The following is a 22,946-nucleotide window of genomic DNA, read 5'->3' as shown; positions in this document are numbered from 1 at the left end:
AGAATGACGGATTTAAGATTGCCGCGCTCCGTTTCACTGCGCTCGCAATGACAGGGAAAGGATTAAGACGGGATTTCTCCCGGAGTTTATCCTGAGTTTATCGAAGGGGTCGAAATGACAGGATAGAGGAGGCTGAGGAGTGGGCTAAAGAGAGGCGTCCTTCGATTGGACTCAGGACGAACGGTTTGAAAAAATAAACCCCTCACCCTGACCCTCTCCCATGCGTGGGAGAGAGAAAGAATAAAGCTTCGTGCTGGTTTTATCAGTGTATGACCAGGGAACATCAGCAACTTGATATTACTCCCTGACCGCGGTTGCTTGGTTGCTCACAACCGCAATTCAGGATGACGGATCAAATATTATAAAGGCAAAGACGAAATTTTAACCTTTAAAATAGGGCTCCGGGAGGCCTGCTACGCCGGGCTCTACGACAAAGACGCTTCCGCTCAGGAGATATTTCTTCAAGTCGGCCCCGCTCATAGTCTCTCTCGCAGTAGTGATGAAGAGCCTGTCCATTTTCTCTCCCCCGAAAATACAGCCGCACGGGCGGGGCACGGGTACTTCGACTTCTGCAATAGCCCTGCCCGAGGTATCGTAACGCACCACACTGCCCGCGGCGTTATGCACGCTCCAGACGCAGCCCTCCGAGTCCACGGTAAGCCCGTCGGGGAACGCGCCCGTTGATTTGTCGACTTCCGCGAATACTCTCCTGTTTGAGACAGCGCCCGTTTCTACCTCGAAATCGTATTTGAAAACGGCGTACCTGAAGCTCTCCGTGTGATACATTATGCCGCCCTCGGGACTCCAGCCCATCCCGTTCGAGCAAACAACGTCCGGGATAACCCTGGTTACACTCAAATCAGTGCCGAGCCTGTATAAGCTTCCGGAGGGCTTGTCCCACTCGGTATCGGACATGGTGCCGCCCCAGAACCTGCCCTGCCTGTCGCATTTGGCATCATTGAACCTGTTGTCGGGAAGACCGGCCTCGGGGTCGCTTATCATCGTGAGTCTGTCAGCCGGAGGGTCGTAAAATGCAAAGCCGTCCCTGAGCGCAAGAACGAGACCGCCCCTTTCCCTTAAACACAGAGCGGAGACGGGCTGCGGAAGTTGATATACTGTGTCCGAATTGTTCTCCGTCCGGTATCTATGAACCTGACCCCTCGTAATATCGACCCAGTAAAGCGCTTTTTCCGGCACGCTCCAGACCGGCGACTCCCCGACTATCGCTTCCGCTTTCAGCGCCAATTCGGCTCTATATGTTTTTACGCTTTTCAAAGACAATACCCGTCCCAAGGCAATCGATCCGGTTATAGATTGAACCAGTTAATATAAATTAACCCCCTGTCCGGAAGCCGGGGTAGAGCATCATTCCTCCGTCAACGTAAAGCACATCGCCCGTCACATAGTCCGAGTCGTCCGAGGCAAGCCATACGGCGGCTCTTGCGATGTCCTCGACCTCCCCTATGCGTCCGTAAGGTATGAGGGTCAGAAGCCCCTTCATGCCTTCGGGCGTAGACCATACCGACTTGTTGATGTCCGTCTTGATGGCTCCGGGGGAAATGGCGTTTACCCTTATACGCTGAGGGGCAAGCTCCTGGGCGATCGTCTTCATGAACATCTTTATTCCGCCCTTGGCGGCGGCGTAATTCGCATGCCCCGCCCAGGGTATCGAGTCATGAACCGATGAAATGCAAATGATTTTGCCGAGAGCACAGGAGATATCAGGAGTCATCCCCCTTCTCATGAACTCGCGCACCGCCTCCCGAGAGCACAGGAACTGACCCGTGAGGTCGACAGCCAGGGCCATATTCCACTGCTCAAGCGTCATTTCGTGAAACGGGGCGTCTTTCTGAACTCCCGCGTTATTGACAAGTATGTCGATGCTCCCGTAGCGCTTTATCATCTGACTGAACATCTCCTGCACCTCTTGCTCGCTGCTGACGTCGGCCTGAAGGGCTATGGCCTCTCCGCCCGCCCCTTTTATCTCGTCCACGACCTCTCCGGCTTTATCTCCTCCTGCTCTGTAGTTAACGACTACAGAAGCTCCGGCCTCGGCAAGCCCAATCGCAATCGCCTTTCCGATCCCGGAGCTGGACCCGGTCACGAGCGCGCGCTGGCCTTTTAAAACGCCGTTCTTCTCATTTCCCATGATAATCACCTCCCACTGGTTAAAATAAAACGGATTTACCGTTTTCCGTAGTTAAGAATACTTTATTACACAGGGAATTCGTTAAATTTCCATTAACCGGCACAACAGGGGAATGAGCAGGCGCAGACCTGATCAGGCGGCGCTTTTGGAGCGCCTTTCACGCAGGTTTTCGATAATCACATAAAAGACGGGAACCACGATGAGGCTCAGAAGCGTAGAGAGTATCATGCCGCCGAATACCGCCGTGCCGAGCGAATGCCTGCTGTTGGCCCCCGCCCCGCTCGCTAATACGAGGGGAACTACGCCAAGAATAAACGCAAATGCCGTCATCAGTATGGGCCGCAGTCTTATAAGCGCGGCCTGCATCGCGGCATCGACTATCTCCATGCCCTCTTCGCGGCGCTGCTTGGCGAATTCAACGATTAAAATTGCGTTCTTGCTCGCAAGACCTATGAGCATGACGAGACCGATCTGACAGTACACGTCGTTCGAAAGCCCTCTTATATACTGAGCCAGCATCGCTCCCAGAAGGGCGAGCGGAACGGCGAGCATGACCATAAACGGCATGGCCCAGCTTTCGTATAATGCCGCGAGGAATAAAAACACGAATACGAGGGAGAGGGCGAAGATCAGGGGCGCGAGGTTCCCCGCCTTTATTTCCTGATAGGAAACACCGGACCACTCGTAGCCCATGCCCTCCGGCAATATCTTGGCCGCAAGCTCTTCCATGGCGTTAATCGCCTGCCCGGAGCTGTAGCCGGGGGCGGAGTCGCCGTCTATTTCGGTCGAGCGGTAAAGGTTGTAGTGGGTAATGGTTTCAGGTCCGACTATTTCCTTCACATCTATAAGGGTGCTGAGAGGCACAACACTCCCGGTTTGCGTGCGCACATAGAGACGGGATATATCCTCGGCGCTGGTTCGATACTCGTCCTCTGCCTGAATGAACACCCTGTATACTCGTCCGAATTTGTTGAAATCGTTAACATAAAGAGCGCCGAGATAGGCCTGCAAAGTTGCGAAGATATCAGATACGGATACCCCCTGTGTCTTTGCCTTTGTTCTGTCGAGCTCAATGTAGAGACCCGGCACGTCGGCGGTAAAGGAGCTGAAGAGGCTGACAAGCTCGGGCCGTTTATTTCCCTCTTCGACCATCTCGCCCATTACTTTGGCAAGCGTCTGGAGACCCAAATCCGCCCTGTCCTCAAGCTCGAACTGAAAACCGCCCGTAGAGCTTAACCCCTGTATAGGAGGCGCGTTGAAGGCAACGACTACAGCCCCCTGAACCCCGGCGAACTTCTTACGAACGCTGGATAACATATAGTCGAGCTGAAGCTCCTTGGATTTTCTCTTGCCCCAGGGGGCGAGCACGGCAAACATGGCTCCGGAGTTGGAGTCCGCGGCGGATGTAAGGAAATTCAAGCCGGCAATGGCAACCACGTGGTCGATCCCGGGAGTATTCATAAGTATTTCATAGACCTGATGCATTGTCTCGGTGGTGCGCTCCAGAGAAGAGCCCTCCGGGCCCTGAACGTTGACGATGAAATAGCCCTGATCCTCCTCGGGTACGAAACCGGTCGGAACAAGCTTAAACATGTAAAACGTGGCTCCCATGAGCACAACAAAAACAATTACGACGATCTTCCAGCTGGTAGTCAATCTCCCGACCAGTCCGTGATAGGAATTTCTGAATCGGTCGAAGCCCTCGTCGAATTTCCTGAAGAACCAGAATTTCTTTCCGCTCTCCCTGCGCAAAAAGAGCGTGCAGAGCGCGGGGCTCAAAGTAAGGGCATTTATTGTGGATATACCGACCGAGCAGGCTATTGTAAGCGCGAACTGCCTGTAGAGCTGCCCGGTTATTCCCGGCATGAAAGAGACGGGAACAAAAACGGCCATGAGTACGAGGGAGGTCGCGACTATCGGTCCCGTCACTTCTTTCATCGCGGCGCTCGTGGCCTCCTTCGAGGAAACACCCTTCTCCTCTATCATTCTGGATACGTTCTCCACAACGACTATGGCGTCGTCCACCACGAGGCCTATCGCCAGCACGAGGCCGAAGAGCGTGAGGGTGTTGATGGAAAAACCGAGCGCGTTAATTAGCGCAAAGGTCCCGATTAATGATACGGGAATGGTTATCGCCGGAATGAGTGTCGCGCGGAAGTTCTGCAGGAAAACGAATACGACTATAAACACGAGTATGAAGGCTTCCAGGAGGGTTATTACGACCTCTTCTATCGACGCTCTGACAAAAGCCGTCGTGTCATAGATTATCTCGTAATCGACCCCCGCGGGAAAACTTTTCTTGAGCTCCTCCATTGTGGCCCGTATTTCTTTCGCGAGGTTAAGGGCGTTTGCGCCCGGAAGCTGATAGACGCCGATCCCTATTGTCTGGCCGCCGTCAAGCGTGGCGGCGGTGCTGTAATCCTCCGCGCCCAGCTCCACACGGGCCACATCTTTGACGCGAACCACCGAACCGTCCTCGTTGGCGCGTATAATTATGTCCTCGAATTGCTCGACATTCTCGAGCCTGCCGAGTGTGGTGATCGTATACTGAAACTGCTGGCCCTCGGGTACAGGGGGCTCTCCTATCGCGCCAGCGGCTACCTGAACGTTCTGCTCGGATATCGCGTTTGATACGTCGGTTGTAGTCAGGTCAAGGCTCGCGAGCTTGTCGGGATCGAGCCATATACGCATGGAGTATTCCCTCTGCCCCCAGATCGTCAGGTTTCCGACCCCGGGGATCCGCTTCAGGACATCAGATATATGGATATCGATATAATTGCTTAAAAAGAGATCGTCCCTCGTTCCGTCGGGTGAGATCATGTTTACGGCAAGGACAAGGCTGGTCGACTGTTTATTTACCGAAATACCGTACTTGCTTACCTCTTCCGGCACTCTGGGCGTGGCGAGCTGAACCCTGTTCTGCACATCAACGGCGGCTATATCGAGGTCGTAGCCGATTTCAAAAGTAACATTGAGGGACATGGTGCCGTCGTTCGAGCTGTCTGACTGCATGTACGTCATTCCCTCGACGCCGTTTACCTGCTCCTCTATAGGTGTGGTTACGGTCTCCTCGACGACCTCCGCGCTTGCGCCGGTGTACGTAGCGGTGACATTGACCGTAGGCGGGCTTATCTCGGGGAACTGCGCGATGGGCAGCACGGGAATCGATATACCGCCAATGAGCGTTATCAGTATCGCCACTACTGTCGCCAGCACGGGACGGTTAATGAAAAAATCAACCAAGACAAATCTCCCTTATTGATTCGAAAGGCCTCACGGCTCAGTTACCGGGTCCCATTGTCGGCTTGGGCGAAGACGGTGCCTCTTTCGCCTTTTCCGCCGCAGTCTCAGGTTTTACGGTTGCGCCGGGCTTTACCTTCTGGAGCCCGTCTGTTATGACTTTCTCTCCCGGCTTGAGACCCTTTTCTATTATTCTGTTCTTCCCGTAACCCGGCCCCGCAGTTACGCTCCTGAATTCGGCTTTATTGTCCGCGCCGACGACGTATACGAACGTTTGGCCCTGCTGATCCCCTATAGCCTGCTGAGGAACCACTATCGTATCCGGCTGTTCTTTCAGCAGAAGCCTGACCTTGACGTACTGCCCAGGGAGTATGGTTTCCGAGCTGTTCGGAACGACGGCCCGCATTGTTATTGTTCCCATCGAAACGTCCACCTCGTTATTGACGAAATCAACGGTTCCGTCCTCTGGGTGCACACTTTCATCCGGGAGAATTATGCTGACGGTCAAGTCGCTCTTCCGCTGCTGTTTAAGCACTTCGGGGATATCCTTCTCGGCGACTGTAAAATAAACGTACAGGGGGTCGAGCTGGACGATTGTGGCCAGTTTTGTGGCCTCTCCCCCGGCTCCGACAAGGTTGCCGACGTCGACGTATCTTCTTCCGATCCTGCCGTCAAATGGGGCGTACATGGTGCAGTAGCTCAAGTTGAGCTTCGCCTGAGTAACGTTCGCTACACCGGCCTCCACAGACGCCTGGGCTTCTGCGGCCTGTGTCAGATAGTCGTCATAAGCGTCTTTCGTTATGTAATCCTTTTCAACGAGAGGTTTGTAGCGTCTCACCTGCTCGCGGGCGTACGCGAGCGCCGCCCTGCTCTCCGCAAGCTCCGCCTGAGCGGCCTTGAGCGCCGCTTCAAAAGGCCTCGGGTCTATTACAAAGAGGAGGTCGCCCTCCTTTACGTCGGCGCCGTCTTTAAACGCCCTTTTTATCAAAAATCCCTCTACCCTCGCGTTAATATCCACCGACTGAATCGAATTGATTACCCCCACATAGTCGAGGTAAACCGGAACCGTTTCGGATTTCGCCTCCGCCACCGTCACGGGCATGGCGGGCGGGGTCTTGCTCTCATCGTCCTTGCCGCAGCCCAAAGCCGCCGTCAGAATAAATACCAGAGCGGATGAAAGGGCAAGAGGTAAACCGTAGCGGGATTCTACTGTAATTAGTTTATTCATATTAATTCTCTCCTCCTTCATCGACAGGATTCAGGTCCTGAGGCAGGTCCGGGGACGGAAGCTCCGTACCGATTGCGTTTATGAGATTCGCGTATGAAGTGAAAATATCGGTCCCCGCCTGAACCCGCTCGGCCCTGGCCTCGGCGAGAGTGGTCTGAGCCTGGAGAAGCTCGACGATGTCGCCTACGCCCGTACGGTAGCGGGCAAGGGAGGCTTCATAGGACTCTTCGGCGCTTTCGAGCAGATTATCCGCCGCGTCTACGGACTGGACCGCGGTGCGGAAATTAAAATAGGCCTCCCATACCCGGTTTATCACAATCTGCTCCTGAAGCCTGAGAGCCGCGCGGGCGGACTCGAGATCGGCGTCTGCCTGGCGGACTGAGTTAATGATGGTAAAACCCTGAAAGATTGGAACCGTCAGCTGGAGACCGACCAGGTAGTTGGTAAAATATTCGCTCGACTGACCCTCGGGCCTCACCCACCACCTGAGCAGCTGCGCCGTGGCCGAGATTTCGGGAAAAAACTCCGACCTGGCCTCCCTCACGAGGGCTTCCTTCTCTCTTACGATGGCCTTTACAGCCGCGAGGTCCGGCCTGTTGCTCATCCCTGTATCTATCAGGTCGTTCACGTTCGCGGCGAGAAGGGCCAGCGGAAATTCGCCTACGTCGCCTGAAACATCGAACCCGGTATTGGCGGGCCAGCCGACTACGGTCGCAAGCTCCCCGCGGTATATTTCAACATTACCCCTGTCTTCCACAAGATCGAGCTCGATCTGCGACAAAGTAGCCCTTGCCTGAAGCACATCGGGGAGCGTGCCGACCCCCGCCTCCAGCCTGAGATCAGCCGCTTCGAGGCTCGTTTTCGCCTCCTCGAAATTCGTTTCGTCCGCAAGAACCAGCGCCTTGCTCCCTATGTATTTATAAAACGCGACCGCCACCGCGTTCAGCACGTTCTGAATCGCCTGATTTTGATTCCAGTTCGCGTTAATAAGAGTGAGTCTGGCGGCGTCTATAGAGGCCTCGCGGCCGCCGAAATCGAAGAGGAGGTAGTTAAGCGACAAGCCGACGTTTCCGTACTGCTCTTTGAAGGGGTCGGTACCCGTCGATGACCCGCCGCCCCGCGCGTAAGCGTAGTTCGCAACGCCGCCTATCTGGGGATAATAGAGACCGCGCGCCCGGGCCCATGCGGCGGCCGCGGCCCTGGCGTCCTGCCACGCCTGCTGGGTCGTAGGGTTATTGATGAGCGCAATGTCGACAAGCTGTGACAGAGTTAGTCTGTCAGCCTCGGGCCTGAGCTCTTCGGGTATCGTCGGCAGTTCCTCGACCTGAAAGGCCTCTCGCAGCTCCTTCTCGGAGGGTTTCCACTCCACTCCGGGGGCCGGGGAAGCCTCTTTATACGGATCGAACTCCGGGATTCCGTTCGCGCAGGAAATAGTCAACGCAGCCACGAAAACAGCGAGGTAAAGAAAAACCGATTTAGAGCAAGACAAATCGAGTCTCCACACAAGATTAGAAAGGATTAATGTAAAGGCGGTTCCAGTAACCGCGCTGTCGAGTAAAAGATCAATAAAACAACACGAAATAATAATATCCTTTACTCATAATTGTCAAGCTGATAAAACCGTTTTGTTTAAAATCCGGGTCTATGCTACGCCGTTTTCCCTGTTCAGCCTGTCCGCGGTCTTCTTCGCGTCGATCATCGCGAAGACGAGAAGCGCGAGCCCGGCGGCGGTATATCCGCCCAAAATGAATAAAGCCGGTTTATCGGAAAAGTCGAGCCCGGACTCTATAAATCCGACAAGAGGGCCCCTCACAAGGAGGCTTATGACGAAATTAAGCGCTACCAGTATGAGGCCTTTTAATATCTGGTTGTTGTAAAGCTGGCCGAGACCGGGCAGAACGCCGGACAAAATTAGCGCGACGTAGGGGTTTTTCCTCTTTTTCCTGGGATCGCTCATGAACCGATTTTAACACTCTCTGCTTTAAATACCGGATAATCAATCATTAAAAGATAGACCGTAACAAGGTATTTAGAAAGCTCCCCCCTCCCTCAGCAGGAAGAAATCAGTTTTTTAAGCTCTGCTCCCGGGTCAGGGGCTTTCATAAAGGTCTCGCCTATAAGAAACACATGGACCCCTTCCTCCCTCAGGCTCCCGATGTCACGAGAGGACCCTATGCCGCTCTCGGCAATTACGATTATTTCCGGGGGTATCATTTTAGCAAGCCTGGCCGAGACACCGAGATCAACCTCGAATGTCCGGAGGTCCCTGTTGTTGATGCCGATTATTCTGCTGCCCGCCTGAAGGGCCCTCTCAAGCTCGCCTTCGTTGTGAACCTCGACTACCGCGTTCAAACCGAGAGAGTGAGTCAGCTCAAGAAGCTCCTCTAACATATCCTGCCCGAGCGCCGCCACGATGAGCAGAACCGCGTCCGCGCCGTAATACCGGGCCTCGTAGACCTGATACGGATCTACTATGAAATCCTTACGCAGAAGGGGGATACCGACTGCCTCCCTCACCTTCCTCAGATAGGTCAAACTGCCCCTGAAAAACTTCTCGTCCGTGAGAACGGACAGTGCCGAGGCGCCTGCGTCCGAATAGCTGCGGGCGATTTTAACGGGATCGAAATCCTCTCTGAACACCCCTTTTGAGGGGGAGGCGTGTTTTATTTCGGCGATAATTTTAAGCGCGCCTCCGGGACGTATGGCCCTGAAGAAATCCCGGGGGGCTTCAGAATCCTTGAGCAGCTCCTTTAAGGATTGAAGCGGGAGGGATTCCCTGGCCTCATCTATTTCACTTATTTTATTTTCGAGAATCGTATCGAGAATCGTGCCTTTCATTATACAAGCCTAAATCAGGCTATGATTTACTTGTAAGCCTGGCGAGCTCTTGAAGCTTTGCCATAGCCTTTCCCGAGTCGAGTGATTCCTGAGCCCGCTCGAGAGATTCGTTCATATCCGGGCTGGTCTCGGAAACATAGATCGCGGCAGCCGCATTGAGAAGGACTATGTCCCTTTTGGCCTCCTTCTCCTCGCCACTTAGTATAGATAGTACAATATCGGCGTTTTCCCTTGCGGTACGCCCGCCCTTGAGCTCGCTTATGCTCCTTTTTTTGAACCCCAGGTCCGAAGGTTCGAAATTATACTTTTTCACCATGCCGTCCTTAAGCTCCGCCACAACAGTCTTGCCCGTTACCGTCATTTCATCCAGGGAATCCATGCCGTGAACAACCATGGCGCTTTTATGCCCCAGGTTTCTCAATACCTTGACTACCGGGTCGAGCAGCACTTCAGCGTAGACGCCTATAACCTGGTGCTTTAGCCCGACCGGATTGACTATCGGGCCCAGTATATTGAATATGGTCCTTATCCCTATCTCCTTTCTGGGACCTGCCACGTTTTTCATCGCCGGATGGTAGAGAGGGGCGAACAGGAATACGATTCCCGCTTCATCGAGAATACGCTCCGCCAGTTCCGTAGAGTGATTTATATCGACACCGAGCTCTTCGAGAACGTCCGCACTTCCGACGTAGCTGGATACCGAGCGATTGCCGTGCTTCGCAACGGGCACCCCGGCGCCCGCCACGACAAAAGAGGCGGCGGTCGAGACGTTAAACGTTCCCTGGCTGTCCCCGCCCGTGCCGCACAGATCGACTATGACTTCACGGGAAGAACTGAGCGTTGCCGCTTTATCCAGCATCACCTTTGCCGCGCCGGTTATTTCGGACACGGACTCTCCCTTCATTCTGAGCGCGACAAGGAAGGAGGAAATCTGACCCGGAGTCGCCTCCCCTTCCATCATCATCTCAATGACCTCGGACATCTCGTCTTCCTCAAGGTCGATTCGTTCCACAACTTTGGCTATGGCTTCTTTCATCATATCAGATTTCACCTTTATCCTGGGCAAGCCTGATTTTATCCAGAATCCCGTTAATGAAAGACCCGGATTCCTCGGTACCGAACCTCTTTCCCAGCTCAACGGCCTCGTTTATGGTAACAGCATGAGGTATGTTGCTCAAGTAAATCAGCTCGTAGGCGGCCACGCGTAAAATATTCCTGTCTATGTTCGACATCCTCGACAGACGCCAGTGTTCCGAAAACCGTCCGAGAATTTCATCTATACCGGGAAGATTTTTGCAGGTTCCCTTTATAAGCAGGGTGGAGAATTCCCTCATCTCATCATCAAGGCTTATACCGCTTCCCTCCAGAAAGATAGAGAGGTCCGATTCAAGCCCGGATAAGTCTCCCGTGAACTCGTGCAAAGCATCGTACTGATATAGAAACTGGAGCGCAAGTTCCCTAGCGCGTCTCCTTTTACCCATATGGAAGGCAACTACCTTTTTCGGGAAAGTATTTTAGTAAGATTAGCCATTTCAATTGCTGAAAAAGCGGCCTCCGCACCGCGGTTCCCCGCTTTTGAACCTGCTCTCTCAATGGCCTGTTCAAGTGTTTCCGTTGTAAGTACGCCTGAGGTGACCGGCACGTCCTGACCGAGGCTTATAGAAACTATTTCCCTTGTAACCGTAGAGGAGAGATAGTCGAAGTGGGGAGTCTCCCCCCTGATAATAGCCCCTAACGCTATTATGGCATTGTACTTTTTTCTTTCGGCCGCTTTTTTCACCGCATAAAGCAGCTCATAGGAGCCGGGAACCTTGATAATATCAATATCGCCCTCCGACGCCCCGTGCCTCATAAGGACGTCAACCGCGCCGCTCAGGAGCCTGTCGGTGATAAAATCGTTAAACCTGCTTACGACAACCGCAAACTTAATCCCCTTGGCATCCAGCTTCCCTTCATAAGTTTCAGGCATGGCTATCTCCTTGTCAGTCAACCATTGAAAGAAGGTGTCCCAGCTTATCTTTCTTAACCTTTAAATAATTAGAATTCCTTCCGTTAGGCGGAATCTCGATAGGCACTCTCTCCACTATCTGAAGCCCGAACCCCTCAAGACCCTTAATCTTCTTCGGATTATTGGTAAGAAGCCTCATTTTCCTGACCCCCAGGTCGAGAAGAACCTGGGCGCCTATCCCGTAATCTCTCAGGTCCGGTTTAAAGCCGAGTTTCTCATTCGCCTCGACTGTATCGAACCCGTCGTCCTGGAGCGCATATGCCTTTATCTTGTTTACAAGACCGATGCCCCTCCCCTCCTGCCTCATATATAGGATAACCCCCTTACCCTCCTTTTCTATGATACGCATGGCCTGTTTTATCTGTGGTCCGCAGTCGCACCTGAGTGAGCCGAAAACATCGCTTGTAAGACACTCGGAATGAACCCTTACAAGTACCCCCTGGTCAGGCGTGATATCCCCTTTTACGAAAGCCACGTGATGCTGGGGGTCTATATCGCTTTCATAAACTATGGTCTCGAATTCGCCGAACTCAGTTGGAATGACAGCCGAAGCCGCCCTCCTAACCAGGCTTTCCGCCCTCAGACGGTGACTGATCAGATCCGCTATAGAGGCTATTTTGATGCCGTGGGTTTCGGCGAATTTCTCCAGATCGGGGAGCCGCGCCATGTCCCCGTCGTCATTCATAATCTCGCAAATTACCGCGGCCGGCCTGAGGTTCGCAAGGCGCGCCAGATCTACCGAGCCCTCCGTATGCCCCGCCCTGACCAAAACCCCCCCGCGCCTGCTGATCAGGGGGAACACGTGTCCGGGCCGTATAAAGTCATCCGGTCTCGCATCCTCGGAAATCGCAAGCTTTACGGTCGAGGCCCTGTCGTAAGCCGAAATTCCGGTCGTAATGCCGTTACAGGCGTCTATCGAAATGGTAAAGGCCGTGTACTGCGGCACCGGATTGTATTCCGGCTTTATAGGCTGGAGTCCGATCTGATCCGCGTTTTCCTTTGACAACGCGAGACAAATAAGACCCCTTCCGTGCTTGGCCATAAAGTTGATAGTCTCGGGATTCGCGAACTCAGCGGCAACAACAAGGTCGCCTTCATTCTCCCTGTCCTTGTCGTCGACAAGGATTACCATCTTCCCCTCTCTAATATCAGAAACCGCTTCTTCAATCGAGCAAATGGGCATAATATTCTCTACCTCATCCCTAAAGAATTATCTTTATTTAATATTATACAGGTTATCAGATTTACAATATATGCGACAAGCTAGTTTTGTCAAATATTCGGCGGCTCGCGGGCCGATAGTAATAGAGACCCGTGGCGTTGATGAAAACTTTGCCGGGCGCACTTGAGAAGCAATATCCCAAAAAAGCGGCTCCGACAAATAGAGAGGGTCACGGGACATTCAGACTATGGACAATTCCGGCGAATGCCTCGTTGTAGTAAACGTCCCCATTTTGAAGAACGGCAAAAACACCGATTTCCGGGTGATCCTTCAGAAACTGAAACGCTTTATCCTTTCCCATCACATAGAGAGAAGTCGCGTAGGCGTCAACCAGAGCGCTGTTTCCCCTGAGAACTACCGTCATGCTGAGGAACTCGCGGCCCGGTTTACCAGTTTCGGATACGATTAAGTGATGATAGGCCTTTCCACCCGGATCAATTATCCTTTCATAACCCCCGCTCGTAGATATAGCGAGGTCATCCGTGCCGGTCCTGAATGAGGCGATTATCCCCTCTTCTTCGGGGTTCTTTATACCGATTTCAATGTCATTACCGAAAACCTTGATGTCGCCGGAAAGGGAGACGATGCCTTTCTTTACTCCCCTAGACTTTAGAACCTTTACCGCCTCCTCAACGGCGAAACCCTTGCCGATGCCTCCGAGATCGAGCATCATACCCTCTTTTTCCAGATAAACACGGTCACCGTCAATTTTAAGCATCCTGTAGTCGACCAAAGCCCTCGCTTTCTCAATATCCCTGTCTTCGGGCGGAGGGCCGTCCTCCCTGCCGAAGCGGTAAACCCCTATTGTAAGGGCGCCGATTGTCGGATCGAACGCGCCTCCGGTATCCTCCGCGACAGACAGGGCAATTTCCAGGACATCTCTGGTATCCCCGCTCACCCTGACAGGCTCAATGCCGGCCATTCTGCTTATTTTCGATATTTCGCTATCGGGCTTATAATCGGAGAGCTTTCCGTCAAGCTCCCCTATCCTTGAAAAAGCCGCGTCGGCATCATCGTTGGTCCCGCCCCGGATTAGTACTCCGGCGTGCGTGCCCATATGATACTGCGCTCTTTCAACGGTTTCCTCTTCCACCGGGAAAGCAGGTTTAAACGAGATAATTATCAGGAGGAATAAGAGGAGTAATACGTTTATGTAAAACGGACACGCCGATTGAAAATTTAGTATAGAATTATTCATATTATATTTAAACGTACGAGCATAAGAATATCATATCAAAAACGGAATTTTGAATATAATTACGCGGAGACCGCCGAAGCGTCCGGGCGGATATACGGCTTATGCTCGAAGCCGGCCTGTAAAGTATTGACTCGGCTTCAAGTTAGCATTAATTTTTATAATGTAACGACTTCATATTATTAGAAATATAACGGGGTTCTTAAGAGCGAATGATAATTCAGTGCGAAAAGTGCAGGAGAAAATTTAAGATAGAGGACTCCGAAATTACAACCCCCGGAGGCAAGGTCACTTGTCCCGATTGCGGGTACGCCTTCTCAGCCGGGGAGATAGAGATATCCTACGGGGAAGAAAGCGACGAACAGCAGGACTCGTTGACTGACAGCGAAGTGGATAAACCGGGACATAAATCTCCCGCGGCGGATAAAAGCGATCAAGAGGCCGGCGCGGATGATAGCTATGCGTTGACCGATGACGAGCGGACGGGCGATGCTTCAGGGAAGGAGGGGCCGCCCGGAAGGGAGAAGGAAAACGAATCAAAGGATTTCACTTATGATCTCAAAGACGACCTGGCAACCGGGGACGGGGGAAATTGGGAGGATTTTGTAAGCATTAGCAAATCCGAGGAACAAACCGAAGAGCTTGAAATAAGCCACTCGCCCGATACAGACACGGAGGACCAATACTTTAACTGGGAAAAACTGGGAATCGACCGCGAACCCGTAGAAGTTCCCGACACCACACCCCGGCTTTTCGAGGATGAAGAGGGGGGGCGGTACGAAGACGGAGGCATGGATAGCGAGGACAGGGAAACGAGAGCCATCGATGATGAAGAAGCTGATTTAAACGACAATTCGTATAAAGAAGAAAAAGCGGGCGCATCGTATCGGCGTAAATCATCCGAGAAGCTGGCAATAGATATGGATGTACTCTCAAACAATCCGCTTTCTCAAAAGGGGTTTTCCGGCGCATCCCGTAGGTCCCCCTACCAATCACGGGGACTTCATACCTCAAGATCCAAATCCGGAGGAGGCGCATTCCGGGGTATCGCATACGGAATTATCGCGGCGGCGGTTCTCATAGTCATAATAACCGCATCTTACATAATACTCCTTAACACCGGGGTAATTCCGAAGGAAACTTCCGAGAAAGTACGCAATCTCGCGCAATCCATAATTCCGCTTGACCTGAGCGAGAGAGCGCACAACGATGTCATCATAACCGAACACGCGGGGAGATGGATGAATACCAGAAACGGACCCCTGTATATTGTTTCGGGAAAAATTACGAACAGGGCGCGCCATCCGGTACATTTTGTAAAGATACATAGTGAATTCCTGTCCGCCGGGCAAATTCTTTTCGAAAATGACATATACGCCGGCAATACATTTACGGAAAACGAGCTCAAAGTATCGCCTCTTCAGGACGTTCTTTTAAAACTCAAGAAAAAGAACGGCAATATAGACTATTACAATACGAACAAGCTGGCAGGCCTCAATTACAACATACAGCCGGGGGAATCGATACCCTTTTACTCCGTTTTTCTCCCTCAGAGCAGGGTGCTGGGACTTAAGTACAATCTGAGGATCGCTGATTACGAGGATCCTGTGTCAAACTGAATTTTCCCGTTTTATTGCCGTAGCACGGCGGAGAGCCCAGAGAAGACTCATCTTGATATATTCTATTGACTCAAGTACAATTACTTTTTTAATAGCCGACATAAAGCGTTGTCATTCAATCCGATTTCCGGAAAAATTAAAAGTTTTATGGGAGCGCGCAGATTAACTGTATTCAAAAATTGTGGATGTTTTTAAAATATGACATCCGAGGTAATATATGAAATCCACCCGTCTTAAAATCAGTGTTAGCCAGGACGGTCTCCTGCCCCAGGAAACGGCAGAGATTGCTACTTTGGAGTTTCCGACACTACCCAAAAAGCTCTTAAAGGCTTTGGGTTTTGAAAGGGTCGATTCCAAAACATATGTCGGCGTGCTGCCGGTATTCATTAACCTGGGGGAAAAAGATCAGGAAATCGAGATTGAACTCGGTGTAACCCTTCCGGAGATGAGAAAGAAGATAATAGAGATAGTCAAAACCCCGGCAAGGCTTATATCAGTCCCGGAAGATACAAATACCCGGACCGCCGCCAGCCGGAAAAAGAAGGCTCCGGCAAAAACAACCTCGAAAAGAACAACCAAGAGGTAAAGGGTAAAAGTATATGCGCATTGAAAATATTGAAGAATGTCTAACATTCGATGACGTTCTTTTAGTACCGGCCTATTCGGAAATCCTTCCGAATGATGTAGATGTGTCCACACAGCTTACGCCCGGCATCAAACTGAACATACCGCTTCTGAGCGCCGCAATGGACACCGTTACGGAATCGAGCACGTCCATAGCAATGGCGCAGGAAGGCGGCATCGGCATTATTCATAGAAATATGGAGATTCACCAACAGGCCGCCGAAGTGAATAAGGTGAAAAAATACGAGAGCGGGATGATCGTAAACCCGCTCACGGTGCGCGCGGAACACAGAGTAAGAGACGCTCTCGATATTATGCTCAAACAGAACATAACCGGACTTCCGGTTACCACCGAGGACGAAACCCTTCTGGGAATCATCACTTTCAGGGATCTCAGATTTGAGAAAAATCTCGACTTCAAGGTCAAGCAGATAATGACTCCGAAGAAGAGGCTCATCACTGTCAAGGAAGGTACGACACTTGAAGAGGCGAAGGAGCTGCTCCATAAATACAAGATTGAGAAACTTCCGGTCGTTAACAACGATTTCAAGCTCCGCGGCCTGATCACAATGAAGGACATCGAAAAAATAGAGAAATATCCCACAGCCTGTAAAGACGAAATGGGCAGGTTGAGATGCGGGGCGGCGGTAGGCATCGGACCCGAAAGAGAGGAAAGAATAGAGGCGCTGTTAAGCGCGGGATGCGACGTCATCGTGATCGACACGGCTCACGGTCATTCGCAGAGAGTGATAGAAGCAATCAAATCGACTAAATCCAACTTTAGGAACGTTGAGCTTATAGCCGGCAACGTCGGAACGGGGGAAGGGGCTGAAGCGATGATAAAGGCCGGCGCCGACGCAGTCAAGGTAGGGGTCGGGCCGGGTTCCATTTGCACGACCCGCGTGATCGCCGGCATCGGCGTGCCTCAGATTTCAGCCATACAGGACGTTACGAGAATTGCCGATTTGAACGGCGTGCCCGTAGTGGCGGACGGGGGGATAAAGTATTCCGGAGACGTTGTGAAAGCGCTTGCGGCGGGCGCGCGCAGCGTTATGATCGGAAATCTGTTCGCCGGAACGGACGAAGCTCCGGGAGAAGTAATCCTTTTTCAGGGCAGAACCTACAAGGTTTACAGAGGCATGGGATCCATTGAGGCCATGAAAAAGGGGAGCAGGGACAGATACGCTCAGAACCAGGGCGACGATATGATAGACGCCAAGCTCGTGCCCGAAGGAATAGAGGGCAGGATACCTTCGAGAGGACCCATCGGGAGAACCGTTTACCAGCTTATAGGCGGCGTCAGGGCGGGCATGGGTTATACCGGCTCCGGAACGATAGACGAGCTCAGGAGTAACGGCAAGTTTATAAAAGTTACAAACGCGGGGCTCAGAGAAGGACACGTTCATGATGTTATAATCACGAAGGAAGCTCCCAATTACAGAATAGAGTGAATTTCCCCAAAACCCGGAATCTTTTAACCGTCTCAATATTGATAATACTGGAAAATCAAGGCTTATTCGGATATGCGTGAAACTATATTAGTTCTTGATTTCGGATCCCAATATACCCAGCTTATCGCGAGAAGGATACGCGAGCTCGGAGTATATTCGGAGATAAGACCTTTTAATACACCGCTCGATGAAATCCTGGAAACGAAACCCAGGGCGTTAATTCTGTCCGGCGGCCCCGCAAGCGTCTGGGATAAAGACTCTCCTAAAATCGACAGCAAAATATTCGACCTGGAAATCCCTCTCCTGGGAATCTGCTACGGGATGCAGCTTACGGTTCAGACGTTAGGCGGAATCGTAGAGCGCTCCGAGAGGCGGGAGTTCGGACCCGCCAGTCTCCGGGTGCTGGACGGCTTCGATCTGCTGCACGGCATCCCGGAGAAAAGCGATGTATGGATGTCCCACGGTGACCGGGTTCTGGAACTGCCCGGGGGCTTCAAATCTATCGCCGAGAGTGAAAACTCTCCCGCCGCCGCCATAAAGCACGAAACGCGGAAAATATTCGGGACACAGTTTCATCCTGAAGTCGTACATACTAAATACGGCAAAGAGATACTATCGAACTTCCTCTTCAAAATCGCCGAATGCGAAAGCTCGTGGACACCCAAATCGTTCGTCGAGACCGCCATACGCGACATACGTGAGAAAGTGGGGGATTCGACCGTGGTATGCGGGCTTTCGGGCGGGGTGGATTCTGCGGTGGCCGCGGTAATAATCGAGCGCGCCATATGGGACAAGCTTCACTGCATTTTCGTAGATACGGGCCTTATGAGACTGAACGAGGCCGAGGAGGTAGTGGATTCATTCAGGGACATGGGGCTTAATCTTGTGCACGTTGACGCGAAGGAGAGATTTCTTGAAAGGCTCAGCGGCGTCACAGATCCCGAGAAGAAGAGAAAGATAATCGGAGAGGAGTTTATAAACGTGTTCGATGAGGAGGCGTCTAAAATCGAGGGCGCGGAGTACCTCGCCCAGGGGACCCTATACCCCGATGTAATCGAAAGCGTAAGCGTCAAGGGACCGTCCGCGACAATAAAATCTCATCATAACGTCGGCGGACTGCCCGAAATCATGAAGCTCAAACTTGTCGAGCCCCTAAGAGAGCTGTTTAAAGACGAGGTGAGGGCCGTCGGATACGAGCTCGGAGTTCCGGGGGAAATATTGAACCGTCACCCGTTCCCGGGTCCCGGACTCGGAATAAGAATCATGGGCGAAATAACCGGGGAGAGGCTCGAAATATTAAGGCTCGCCGATAATATATTTATAGAGGAAATAAAAAAAGCCGGCGTTTATGACGATATCTGGCAGGCATTTTGTGTATTTATACCCGTAAAAACGGTAGGGGTCATGGGGGACGAGAGGACTTACGAGAACGTAGTGGCGCTCAGGGCCGTAACGAGCCTGGACGGTATGACGGCCGGCTGGGCGAGAATACCCTATGATTTGCTCGAAAAAATTTCGGTCCGGATTATTAATGAAGTAAGGGGCGTAAACAGGGTTGTTTACGATATATCCACCAAACCCCCGAGCACAATTGAGTGGGAGTGAAAAAATGCCCGCTTACCCCGAATGAAGTTTAATTTTTAGGCTTTTTAAAAATTCCGAATTCCCCGGCTATAGTGACAAGCTCCCAGGAATCCTCCCCAAGCTGATTTAAAGCGCTTTCGACACCCACTCCCTGCTTGCTCCTTCTGGCGGAAGCAGCCTCTTTGGATACCGCTATGTCGTGGTCATCGCTGCCCTGAAAAAGCTTATCTACGGATACAACTTTATAATCCCATTTCATTCAACTTCTTCCTCTTCCGATTCTTCCAGTTCCTGAGCGGGGCCTTCGTTCTCGTCTTCTATTATGAGCGGCTCGCTGTTGGCTTCCACGTCGGGCAGGCCGGCTATATATTTATCGTATTCCTTCTTCGTTATAGCCCCTTCCCTCAAATGCCTTTGCGCTATTCTTACGTCATAGAGAAATTCTTCCGTTTTCTTCATTAATCGCTCCTCCGAAGAAATTAAGGATACCTAATCAATGCCGATACGCAATTCAGTCCCGGGGGTGCCTTCAGATCATGAATATTACCTAAACGATTAAGGAATACGAGAAGACTCTTTCCCGGTTTCGCGCGCACGGAAGCGGTTAATTACTTTTCAGGATTCAGGACTTTCCCTGAACCATTCCCAGGTTTTTTTTATGCCTTCCGAAAGTTGAATTTCGGGCTTCCAGCCTAACACCTTTCCGGCAAGCTCGGCATCGAGACTTATCCTCCGCACTTCCCCCGCGCGTTCTTCGGCGTGCTCCACTTTGACGTCTGTTCCGGAGGCAAGCTCAAGCTCCTTTACAAGCTCAGTAACTGATGTCTCGATCCCGGTCCCTATGTTGTAGCTGCCGGAAGGGGCGCCGAGGGCTTTTAAACTGGCGCGCGCAACATCGCCCGCGAATACATAATCCCTTGTCTGACCGCCGTCACCGAAAATTTTGCAGGGCTCGCCCGAAAGTATGCGGCTGCAGAAAATCGCGACTACTCCGGCTTCCCCGTGAGGATTCTGTCTGGGCCCGTAGACATTGGCGTATCTGAGAGCGACATAGTCAAGCGAGTAAATACTCTTATAGTATTCGAGATACTTCTCGACGGCATACTTGGATGTGCCGTAGGCGGAGATGGGCATAGGCGGCGTCTTTTCATCGGCGGGTATATCCTCGGGCTCGCCGTATATGGCCCCGCCTGTGGAGGCGAAAACAAACCTCTTTACACCGTGCTTTAAAGAGGATTCGATAAGATTAAGTGTCCCGAGAATATTAACCGACGCGTCGAAAACGGGGTCTTCGACTGACTTTCTCACATCTATCTGAGCAGCGTGATGGTTTACAATATCGGGCTTGAACGCCGCGATGGCCCTGTCAATCACCTCGCGCTCCCTGATATCGCCCTTTATGAAATCCGCCTTCTCCGGCACGTTTTCAATTATTCCCGAGGACAGATCGTCAAGCACCAAAACATCGTGCCCTTCCCCTAGGTATGAATCCGCCACCCAGGACCCTATGAATCCCGCGCCCCCGGTTACTAGAATTTTCATTTAAGTATCACCTCGAAGTTTTTCTCTTATTATACTGAAATCGAAAAAAAATATTCACATCGCAACGCTAATATTTACTTCTATCCGCCATCTTGTCAATAATCCGCCATGCTCTTTCAACCATAAATCGTAGCCGTCACAAAAATTGTTCGAGCAGGGTTATTAAGCTGATTTTACAGTCAGTAAATGCACAATTCACGTAAACGGGGGGGAACAGTTTTCGCTCTCAATTTACGACCATCTACTACTACAATGACATTTTTTGTCATTATTCACAGCCCCAGCGCAGAATTAAGATTCCGAGGAATTTTCCGATTATTTCTTTTATACCGGATAGTTACGTGGAATGTTTGCTTCATGGCATGAACATTGCATCAGTTCTACGCGGAGGATAAAAAAACCGGAGGACGAGATGAGTAGAAACAACGTAAGAGAACAGTCGCGAAATTTATTTACAGGCATTATGAGTAAGCATAACGGCCAAGGCAGGGAAAAAATTATGATCAACGAATCCCACAGCGACCACAACGCAAAAAACGGTAGTTTCAATGGTAAAGGCAAAGGTAAAAGTAAAGTAATAGCTGACGACGACTACAAACTTCTTCAGTCTTATTTCAAGGAAGTGGGAACGGAGTCTCTTATGACGGCTTCACAGGAGCTGAGAATAGCCATAAAGATAAAAGAGTACAGTTCAAAGGCAAAAAAGCTGGAAGCAGTTATAAAAGAGCTGACCAGGCAAACCCAGGGAAAACAAAAAATAAACGGAGCGTGCTCCTGCCGCCAGGTCAACGGGAATGGAAAGATCTCACGAAGAAAAAATTCCAAAAAAGCTACAGTTTACGGCAACAAAATGCCCTTGAAGATGAGACTGAGCAGGCTCACAGCACTTCACAGGGCATATAAGACCAAAGAAACCCTCAACAAGGATAAATTTATCAAATCAAACCTCAGGCTCGTAATAAGCATTGCTAAAAATTATATGAGCCGCGGATTGCCGTTAGCCGATATAATACAGGAAGGGAATATCGGCCTCATGAAAGCCGTAGAGAAATTCGACCCGACGAAGGGGTACAGATTCTCCACCTACGCTTCCTGGTGGATCATACAGAGCATAACCAGGTCGCTATTCGACCAGACCAGGGTTATCAGAATACCTGTCCGCGTGCTGGAACAAGCTAATAAGATAACAAGAACTACAAACATGCTGCGCGGTGAGAACGGAGAGAATCCGGATATTGAAGAAGTCGCCCAGGAATCCGGACTAAGCGTAAAAAAGGTGTCAAAGGTTATAAAAGCCACCTCTACGAACATAGTGTATCTCGATGCCGCACACTCGAACGGAGGAGAGACGAGAAGCAGTTACGCAGACTTCATACCGGACGATCGCATGCCAACCGACTCGTTGCTGGCCCAGGTTTCGATGAGTGAAAAAATTGAGGAGGCCCTTTCGAATTTGAGCGACAGGGAAGAGGACATTTTGAGAATGAGGTTCGGAATCGGGTACGACGATTCCTATACGCTCGACGAAATCGGTACCAGGTACAGCCTTACGAGGGAACGGATAAGGCAGATAGAGAGAAGGGCGCTTAAAAAACTGAGACAATTGAAGACGGGCGGGATATTAAAGGATTTTATAACCTGCTGACAGGGATCTTAAAACGGATACTGGGTCCTGTGACCCCGGAGAGAGGCGGGTAAAGAGGTAGAAGTCTTACGATGGCCGGAACGCCTTCGCTCTAAAAGCGGAGGGAAACCATATACTGCTTTCCGGGCAGGAAATCCTCATAAGCAATACTCACAAAGCAACATAATCGCCTTCTTTTGGAGGCGTCTGATTACTCTCTTGCTCAAATTCCTTTCCAGCTTGCACGGATTAAATCACAAGACGAGATTGCCGCGATTCGTTTTACAATGGCTGATAAAAGATAAAAATTATATTTTCTTTTTCTTGATAAAAAGAAACAAAAATCATCGACTGCACAGAATGTGGCTGAATATATCTTATTAAGGCTAAAATCTTTTAATTCCCCCCTAATTACATCCTAGTTTAGTGGATAGAAACTAATGACATTATTGATTATGGGAAAGGGCGTCCGATTCCTCGATTGTTCGGGATCGTACCCTAAAATATTTTTACGATTCCGTAATTTATTTTTTTAACGCAATTTCTGTAATGTCGGGAAAGGAAAAAGACGAGATCCTGAATCGGTGTTCAGAATGACTGCTAAAGATTAAGGACTGGATTT

20 protein-coding genes are annotated in these 22,946 nt (G+C 51.1%); 5 read left to right on the top strand and 15 right to left on the bottom strand.

Translation table 11 applies throughout. The features are described from left to right. Positions 1-381: 381 nt before the first annotated feature. The 12 genes from RIG61_00110 to RIG61_00055 form a co-directional block, all read right to left on the bottom strand. A complete protein-coding gene (locus RIG61_00110; protein MEQ9617561.1) occupies positions 382-1,275 on the bottom strand; it encodes an SMP-30/gluconolactonase/LRE family protein in 894 nt (297 codons plus the stop codon). A gap of 58 nt (positions 1,276-1,333) precedes the next feature. Next, positions 1,334-2,149 carry an SDR family oxidoreductase gene (locus RIG61_00105; protein MEQ9617560.1) on the bottom strand — a complete coding sequence of 272 codons (816 nt, stop codon included), beginning with the start codon at positions 2,147-2,149 and terminating at the stop codon, positions 1,334-1,336. Positions 2,150-2,281: 132 nt separating this feature from the next. Then, the gene (locus RIG61_00100; GenBank protein ID MEQ9617559.1) at positions 2,282-5,392 is read right to left on the bottom strand and encodes an efflux RND transporter permease subunit; all 3,111 of its coding nucleotides are present in this window, start codon (positions 5,390-5,392) and stop codon (positions 2,282-2,284) included. Positions 5,393-5,429: 37 nt separating this feature from the next. Beyond that, entirely contained in the window at positions 5,430-6,617 is a 1,188-nt protein-coding gene (locus RIG61_00095) for an efflux RND transporter periplasmic adaptor subunit (GenBank protein MEQ9617558.1), read from the bottom strand. Position 6,618: 1 nt separating this feature from the next. Continuing rightward, positions 6,619-8,106, bottom strand: coding sequence for a TolC family protein (locus tag RIG61_00090; GenBank protein MEQ9617557.1), 1,488 nt, complete (start codon positions 8,104-8,106; stop codon positions 6,619-6,621). A gap of 153 nt (positions 8,107-8,259) precedes the next feature. Then, entirely contained in the window at positions 8,260-8,574 is a 315-nt protein-coding gene (locus tag RIG61_00085; protein MEQ9617556.1) for a hypothetical protein, read from the bottom strand. Between the two features lie 92 nt (positions 8,575-8,666). Continuing rightward, entirely contained in the window at positions 8,667-9,455 is a 789-nt protein-coding gene (trpC, locus tag RIG61_00080) for an indole-3-glycerol phosphate synthase TrpC (protein MEQ9617555.1), read from the bottom strand. 19 nt (positions 9,456-9,474) lie between these two features. Next, positions 9,475-10,494 carry an anthranilate phosphoribosyltransferase gene (gene trpD, locus RIG61_00075; protein ID MEQ9617554.1) on the bottom strand — a complete coding sequence of 340 codons (1,020 nt, stop codon included), beginning with the start codon at positions 10,492-10,494 and terminating at the stop codon, positions 9,475-9,477. A gap of 1 nt (position 10,495) precedes the next feature. Then, positions 10,496-10,936: a transcription antitermination factor NusB gene (gene nusB / locus RIG61_00070; GenBank protein MEQ9617553.1), complete on the bottom strand. Its 441-nt coding sequence runs from the start codon at positions 10,934-10,936 to the stop codon at positions 10,496-10,498. Positions 10,937-10,947: 11 nt separating this feature from the next. Next, on the bottom strand, positions 10,948-11,424 hold the full coding sequence (gene ribH / locus RIG61_00065) for a 6,7-dimethyl-8-ribityllumazine synthase (protein MEQ9617552.1): 477 nt from the start codon (positions 11,422-11,424) through the stop codon (positions 10,948-10,950). 13 nt (positions 11,425-11,437) lie between these two features. Next, the gene (locus RIG61_00060) at positions 11,438-12,646 is read right to left on the bottom strand and encodes a bifunctional 3,4-dihydroxy-2-butanone-4-phosphate synthase/GTP cyclohydrolase II (protein MEQ9617551.1); all 1,209 of its coding nucleotides are present in this window, start codon (positions 12,644-12,646) and stop codon (positions 11,438-11,440) included. Between the two features lie 208 nt (positions 12,647-12,854). After that, positions 12,855-13,883 carry an FAD:protein FMN transferase gene (locus tag RIG61_00055; protein MEQ9617550.1) on the bottom strand — a complete coding sequence of 343 codons (1,029 nt, stop codon included), beginning with the start codon at positions 13,881-13,883 and terminating at the stop codon, positions 12,855-12,857. Positions 13,884-14,092: 209 nt separating this feature from the next. Here RIG61_00055 and RIG61_00050 point away from each other — a divergent pair, with 209 nt between their 5' ends. The 4 genes from RIG61_00050 (at position 14,093) to guaA (ending at position 19,179) form a co-directional block, all read left to right on the top strand. Beyond that, positions 14,093-15,499 (top strand): zinc-ribbon domain-containing protein, encoded by a 1,407-nt coding sequence (locus tag RIG61_00050; GenBank protein ID MEQ9617549.1) that lies wholly within the window; start codon positions 14,093-14,095, stop codon positions 15,497-15,499. A 217-nt stretch (positions 15,500-15,716) separates the two neighbouring features. Continuing rightward, a complete protein-coding gene (locus RIG61_00045) occupies positions 15,717-16,085 on the top strand; it encodes a hypothetical protein (protein ID MEQ9617548.1) in 369 nt (122 codons plus the stop codon). A 13-nt stretch (positions 16,086-16,098) separates the two neighbouring features. Next, a complete protein-coding gene (gene guaB / locus RIG61_00040) occupies positions 16,099-17,574 on the top strand; it encodes an IMP dehydrogenase (protein MEQ9617547.1) in 1,476 nt (491 codons plus the stop codon). A gap of 72 nt (positions 17,575-17,646) precedes the next feature. Further along, the gene (gene guaA, locus RIG61_00035; GenBank protein MEQ9617546.1) at positions 17,647-19,179 is read left to right on the top strand and encodes a glutamine-hydrolyzing GMP synthase; all 1,533 of its coding nucleotides are present in this window, start codon (positions 17,647-17,649) and stop codon (positions 19,177-19,179) included. Between the two features lie 28 nt (positions 19,180-19,207). On the opposite strand, the gene RIG61_00030 is transcribed toward guaA, so the two are convergent. The 3 genes from RIG61_00030 to RIG61_00020 form a co-directional block, all read right to left on the bottom strand. Next, complete coding sequence (locus tag RIG61_00030; GenBank protein ID MEQ9617545.1) at positions 19,208-19,417, bottom strand: hypothetical protein; 210 nt, start codon at positions 19,415-19,417, stop codon at positions 19,208-19,210. Continuing rightward, positions 19,414-19,617, bottom strand: coding sequence for a hypothetical protein (locus tag RIG61_00025; GenBank protein ID MEQ9617544.1), 204 nt, complete (start codon positions 19,615-19,617; stop codon positions 19,414-19,416). The genes RIG61_00030 and RIG61_00025 overlap by 4 nt, the downstream gene beginning before the upstream one ends. A gap of 156 nt (positions 19,618-19,773) precedes the next feature. Next, positions 19,774-20,700 (bottom strand): NAD-dependent epimerase/dehydratase family protein, encoded by a 927-nt coding sequence (locus RIG61_00020; GenBank protein ID MEQ9617543.1) that lies wholly within the window; start codon positions 20,698-20,700, stop codon positions 19,774-19,776. A gap of 412 nt (positions 20,701-21,112) precedes the next feature. On the opposite strand from RIG61_00020, the gene RIG61_00015 reads away from it, so the two are divergent. Beyond that, entirely contained in the window at positions 21,113-22,345 is a 1,233-nt protein-coding gene (locus tag RIG61_00015) for an RNA polymerase sigma factor RpoD/SigA (GenBank protein ID MEQ9617542.1), read from the top strand. Positions 22,346-22,946: the final 601 nt, after the last annotated feature.

It is taken from the genome of Deltaproteobacteria bacterium (assembly GCA_040223695.1).
GTDB lineage: Bacteria > Desulfobacterota_D > UBA1144 > Nemesobacterales > UBA2774 > JAVKFU01.
The sequence above is the reverse complement of the archived record's forward strand: the minus strand, read 5'-3'. Positions and strand labels throughout refer to the sequence as shown.

Excerpts from the sequence above, each read along its gene's own strand:
- trpC (MEQ9617555.1), bottom strand. The coding sequence starts at position 9,455 with ATGAAAGGCACGATTCTCGATACGATTCTCGAAAATAAAATAAGTGAA.
- guaB (MEQ9617547.1), top strand. The coding sequence starts at position 16,099 with ATGCGCATTGAAAATATTGAAGAATGTCTAACATTCGATGACGTTCTT.
- ribH (MEQ9617552.1), bottom strand. The coding sequence starts at position 11,424 with ATGCCTGAAACTTATGAAGGGAAGCTGGATGCCAAGGGGATTAAGTTT.
- RIG61_00015 (MEQ9617542.1), top strand. The coding sequence starts at position 21,113 with ATGAGTAGAAACAACGTAAGAGAACAGTCGCGAAATTTATTTACAGGC.
- RIG61_00025 (MEQ9617544.1), bottom strand. The coding sequence starts at position 19,617 with ATGAAGAAAACGGAAGAATTTCTCTATGACGTAAGAATAGCGCAAAGG.
- RIG61_00055 (MEQ9617550.1), bottom strand. The coding sequence starts at position 13,883 with ATGAATAATTCTATACTAAATTTTCAATCGGCGTGTCCGTTTTACATA.
- trpD (MEQ9617554.1), bottom strand. The coding sequence starts at position 10,494 with ATGATGAAAGAAGCCATAGCCAAAGTTGTGGAACGAATCGACCTTGAG.
- RIG61_00105 (MEQ9617560.1), bottom strand. The coding sequence starts at position 2,149 with ATGGGAAATGAGAAGAACGGCGTTTTAAAAGGCCAGCGCGCGCTCGTG.
- RIG61_00045 (MEQ9617548.1), top strand. The coding sequence starts at position 15,717 with ATGAAATCCACCCGTCTTAAAATCAGTGTTAGCCAGGACGGTCTCCTG.
- guaA (MEQ9617546.1), top strand. The coding sequence starts at position 17,647 with ATGCGTGAAACTATATTAGTTCTTGATTTCGGATCCCAATATACCCAG.
- RIG61_00085 (MEQ9617556.1), bottom strand. The coding sequence starts at position 8,574 with ATGAGCGATCCCAGGAAAAAGAGGAAAAACCCCTACGTCGCGCTAATT.
- nusB (MEQ9617553.1), bottom strand. The coding sequence starts at position 10,936 with ATGGGTAAAAGGAGACGCGCTAGGGAACTTGCGCTCCAGTTTCTATAT.
- RIG61_00095 (MEQ9617558.1), bottom strand. The coding sequence starts at position 6,617 with ATGAATAAACTAATTACAGTAGAATCCCGCTACGGTTTACCTCTTGCC.
- RIG61_00030 (MEQ9617545.1), bottom strand. The coding sequence starts at position 19,417 with ATGAAATGGGATTATAAAGTTGTATCCGTAGATAAGCTTTTTCAGGGC.
- RIG61_00060 (MEQ9617551.1), bottom strand. The coding sequence starts at position 12,646 with ATGCCCATTTGCTCGATTGAAGAAGCGGTTTCTGATATTAGAGAGGGG.
- RIG61_00020 (MEQ9617543.1), bottom strand. The coding sequence starts at position 20,700 with ATGAAAATTCTAGTAACCGGGGGCGCGGGATTCATAGGGTCCTGGGTG.
- RIG61_00050 (MEQ9617549.1), top strand. The coding sequence starts at position 14,093 with ATGATAATTCAGTGCGAAAAGTGCAGGAGAAAATTTAAGATAGAGGAC.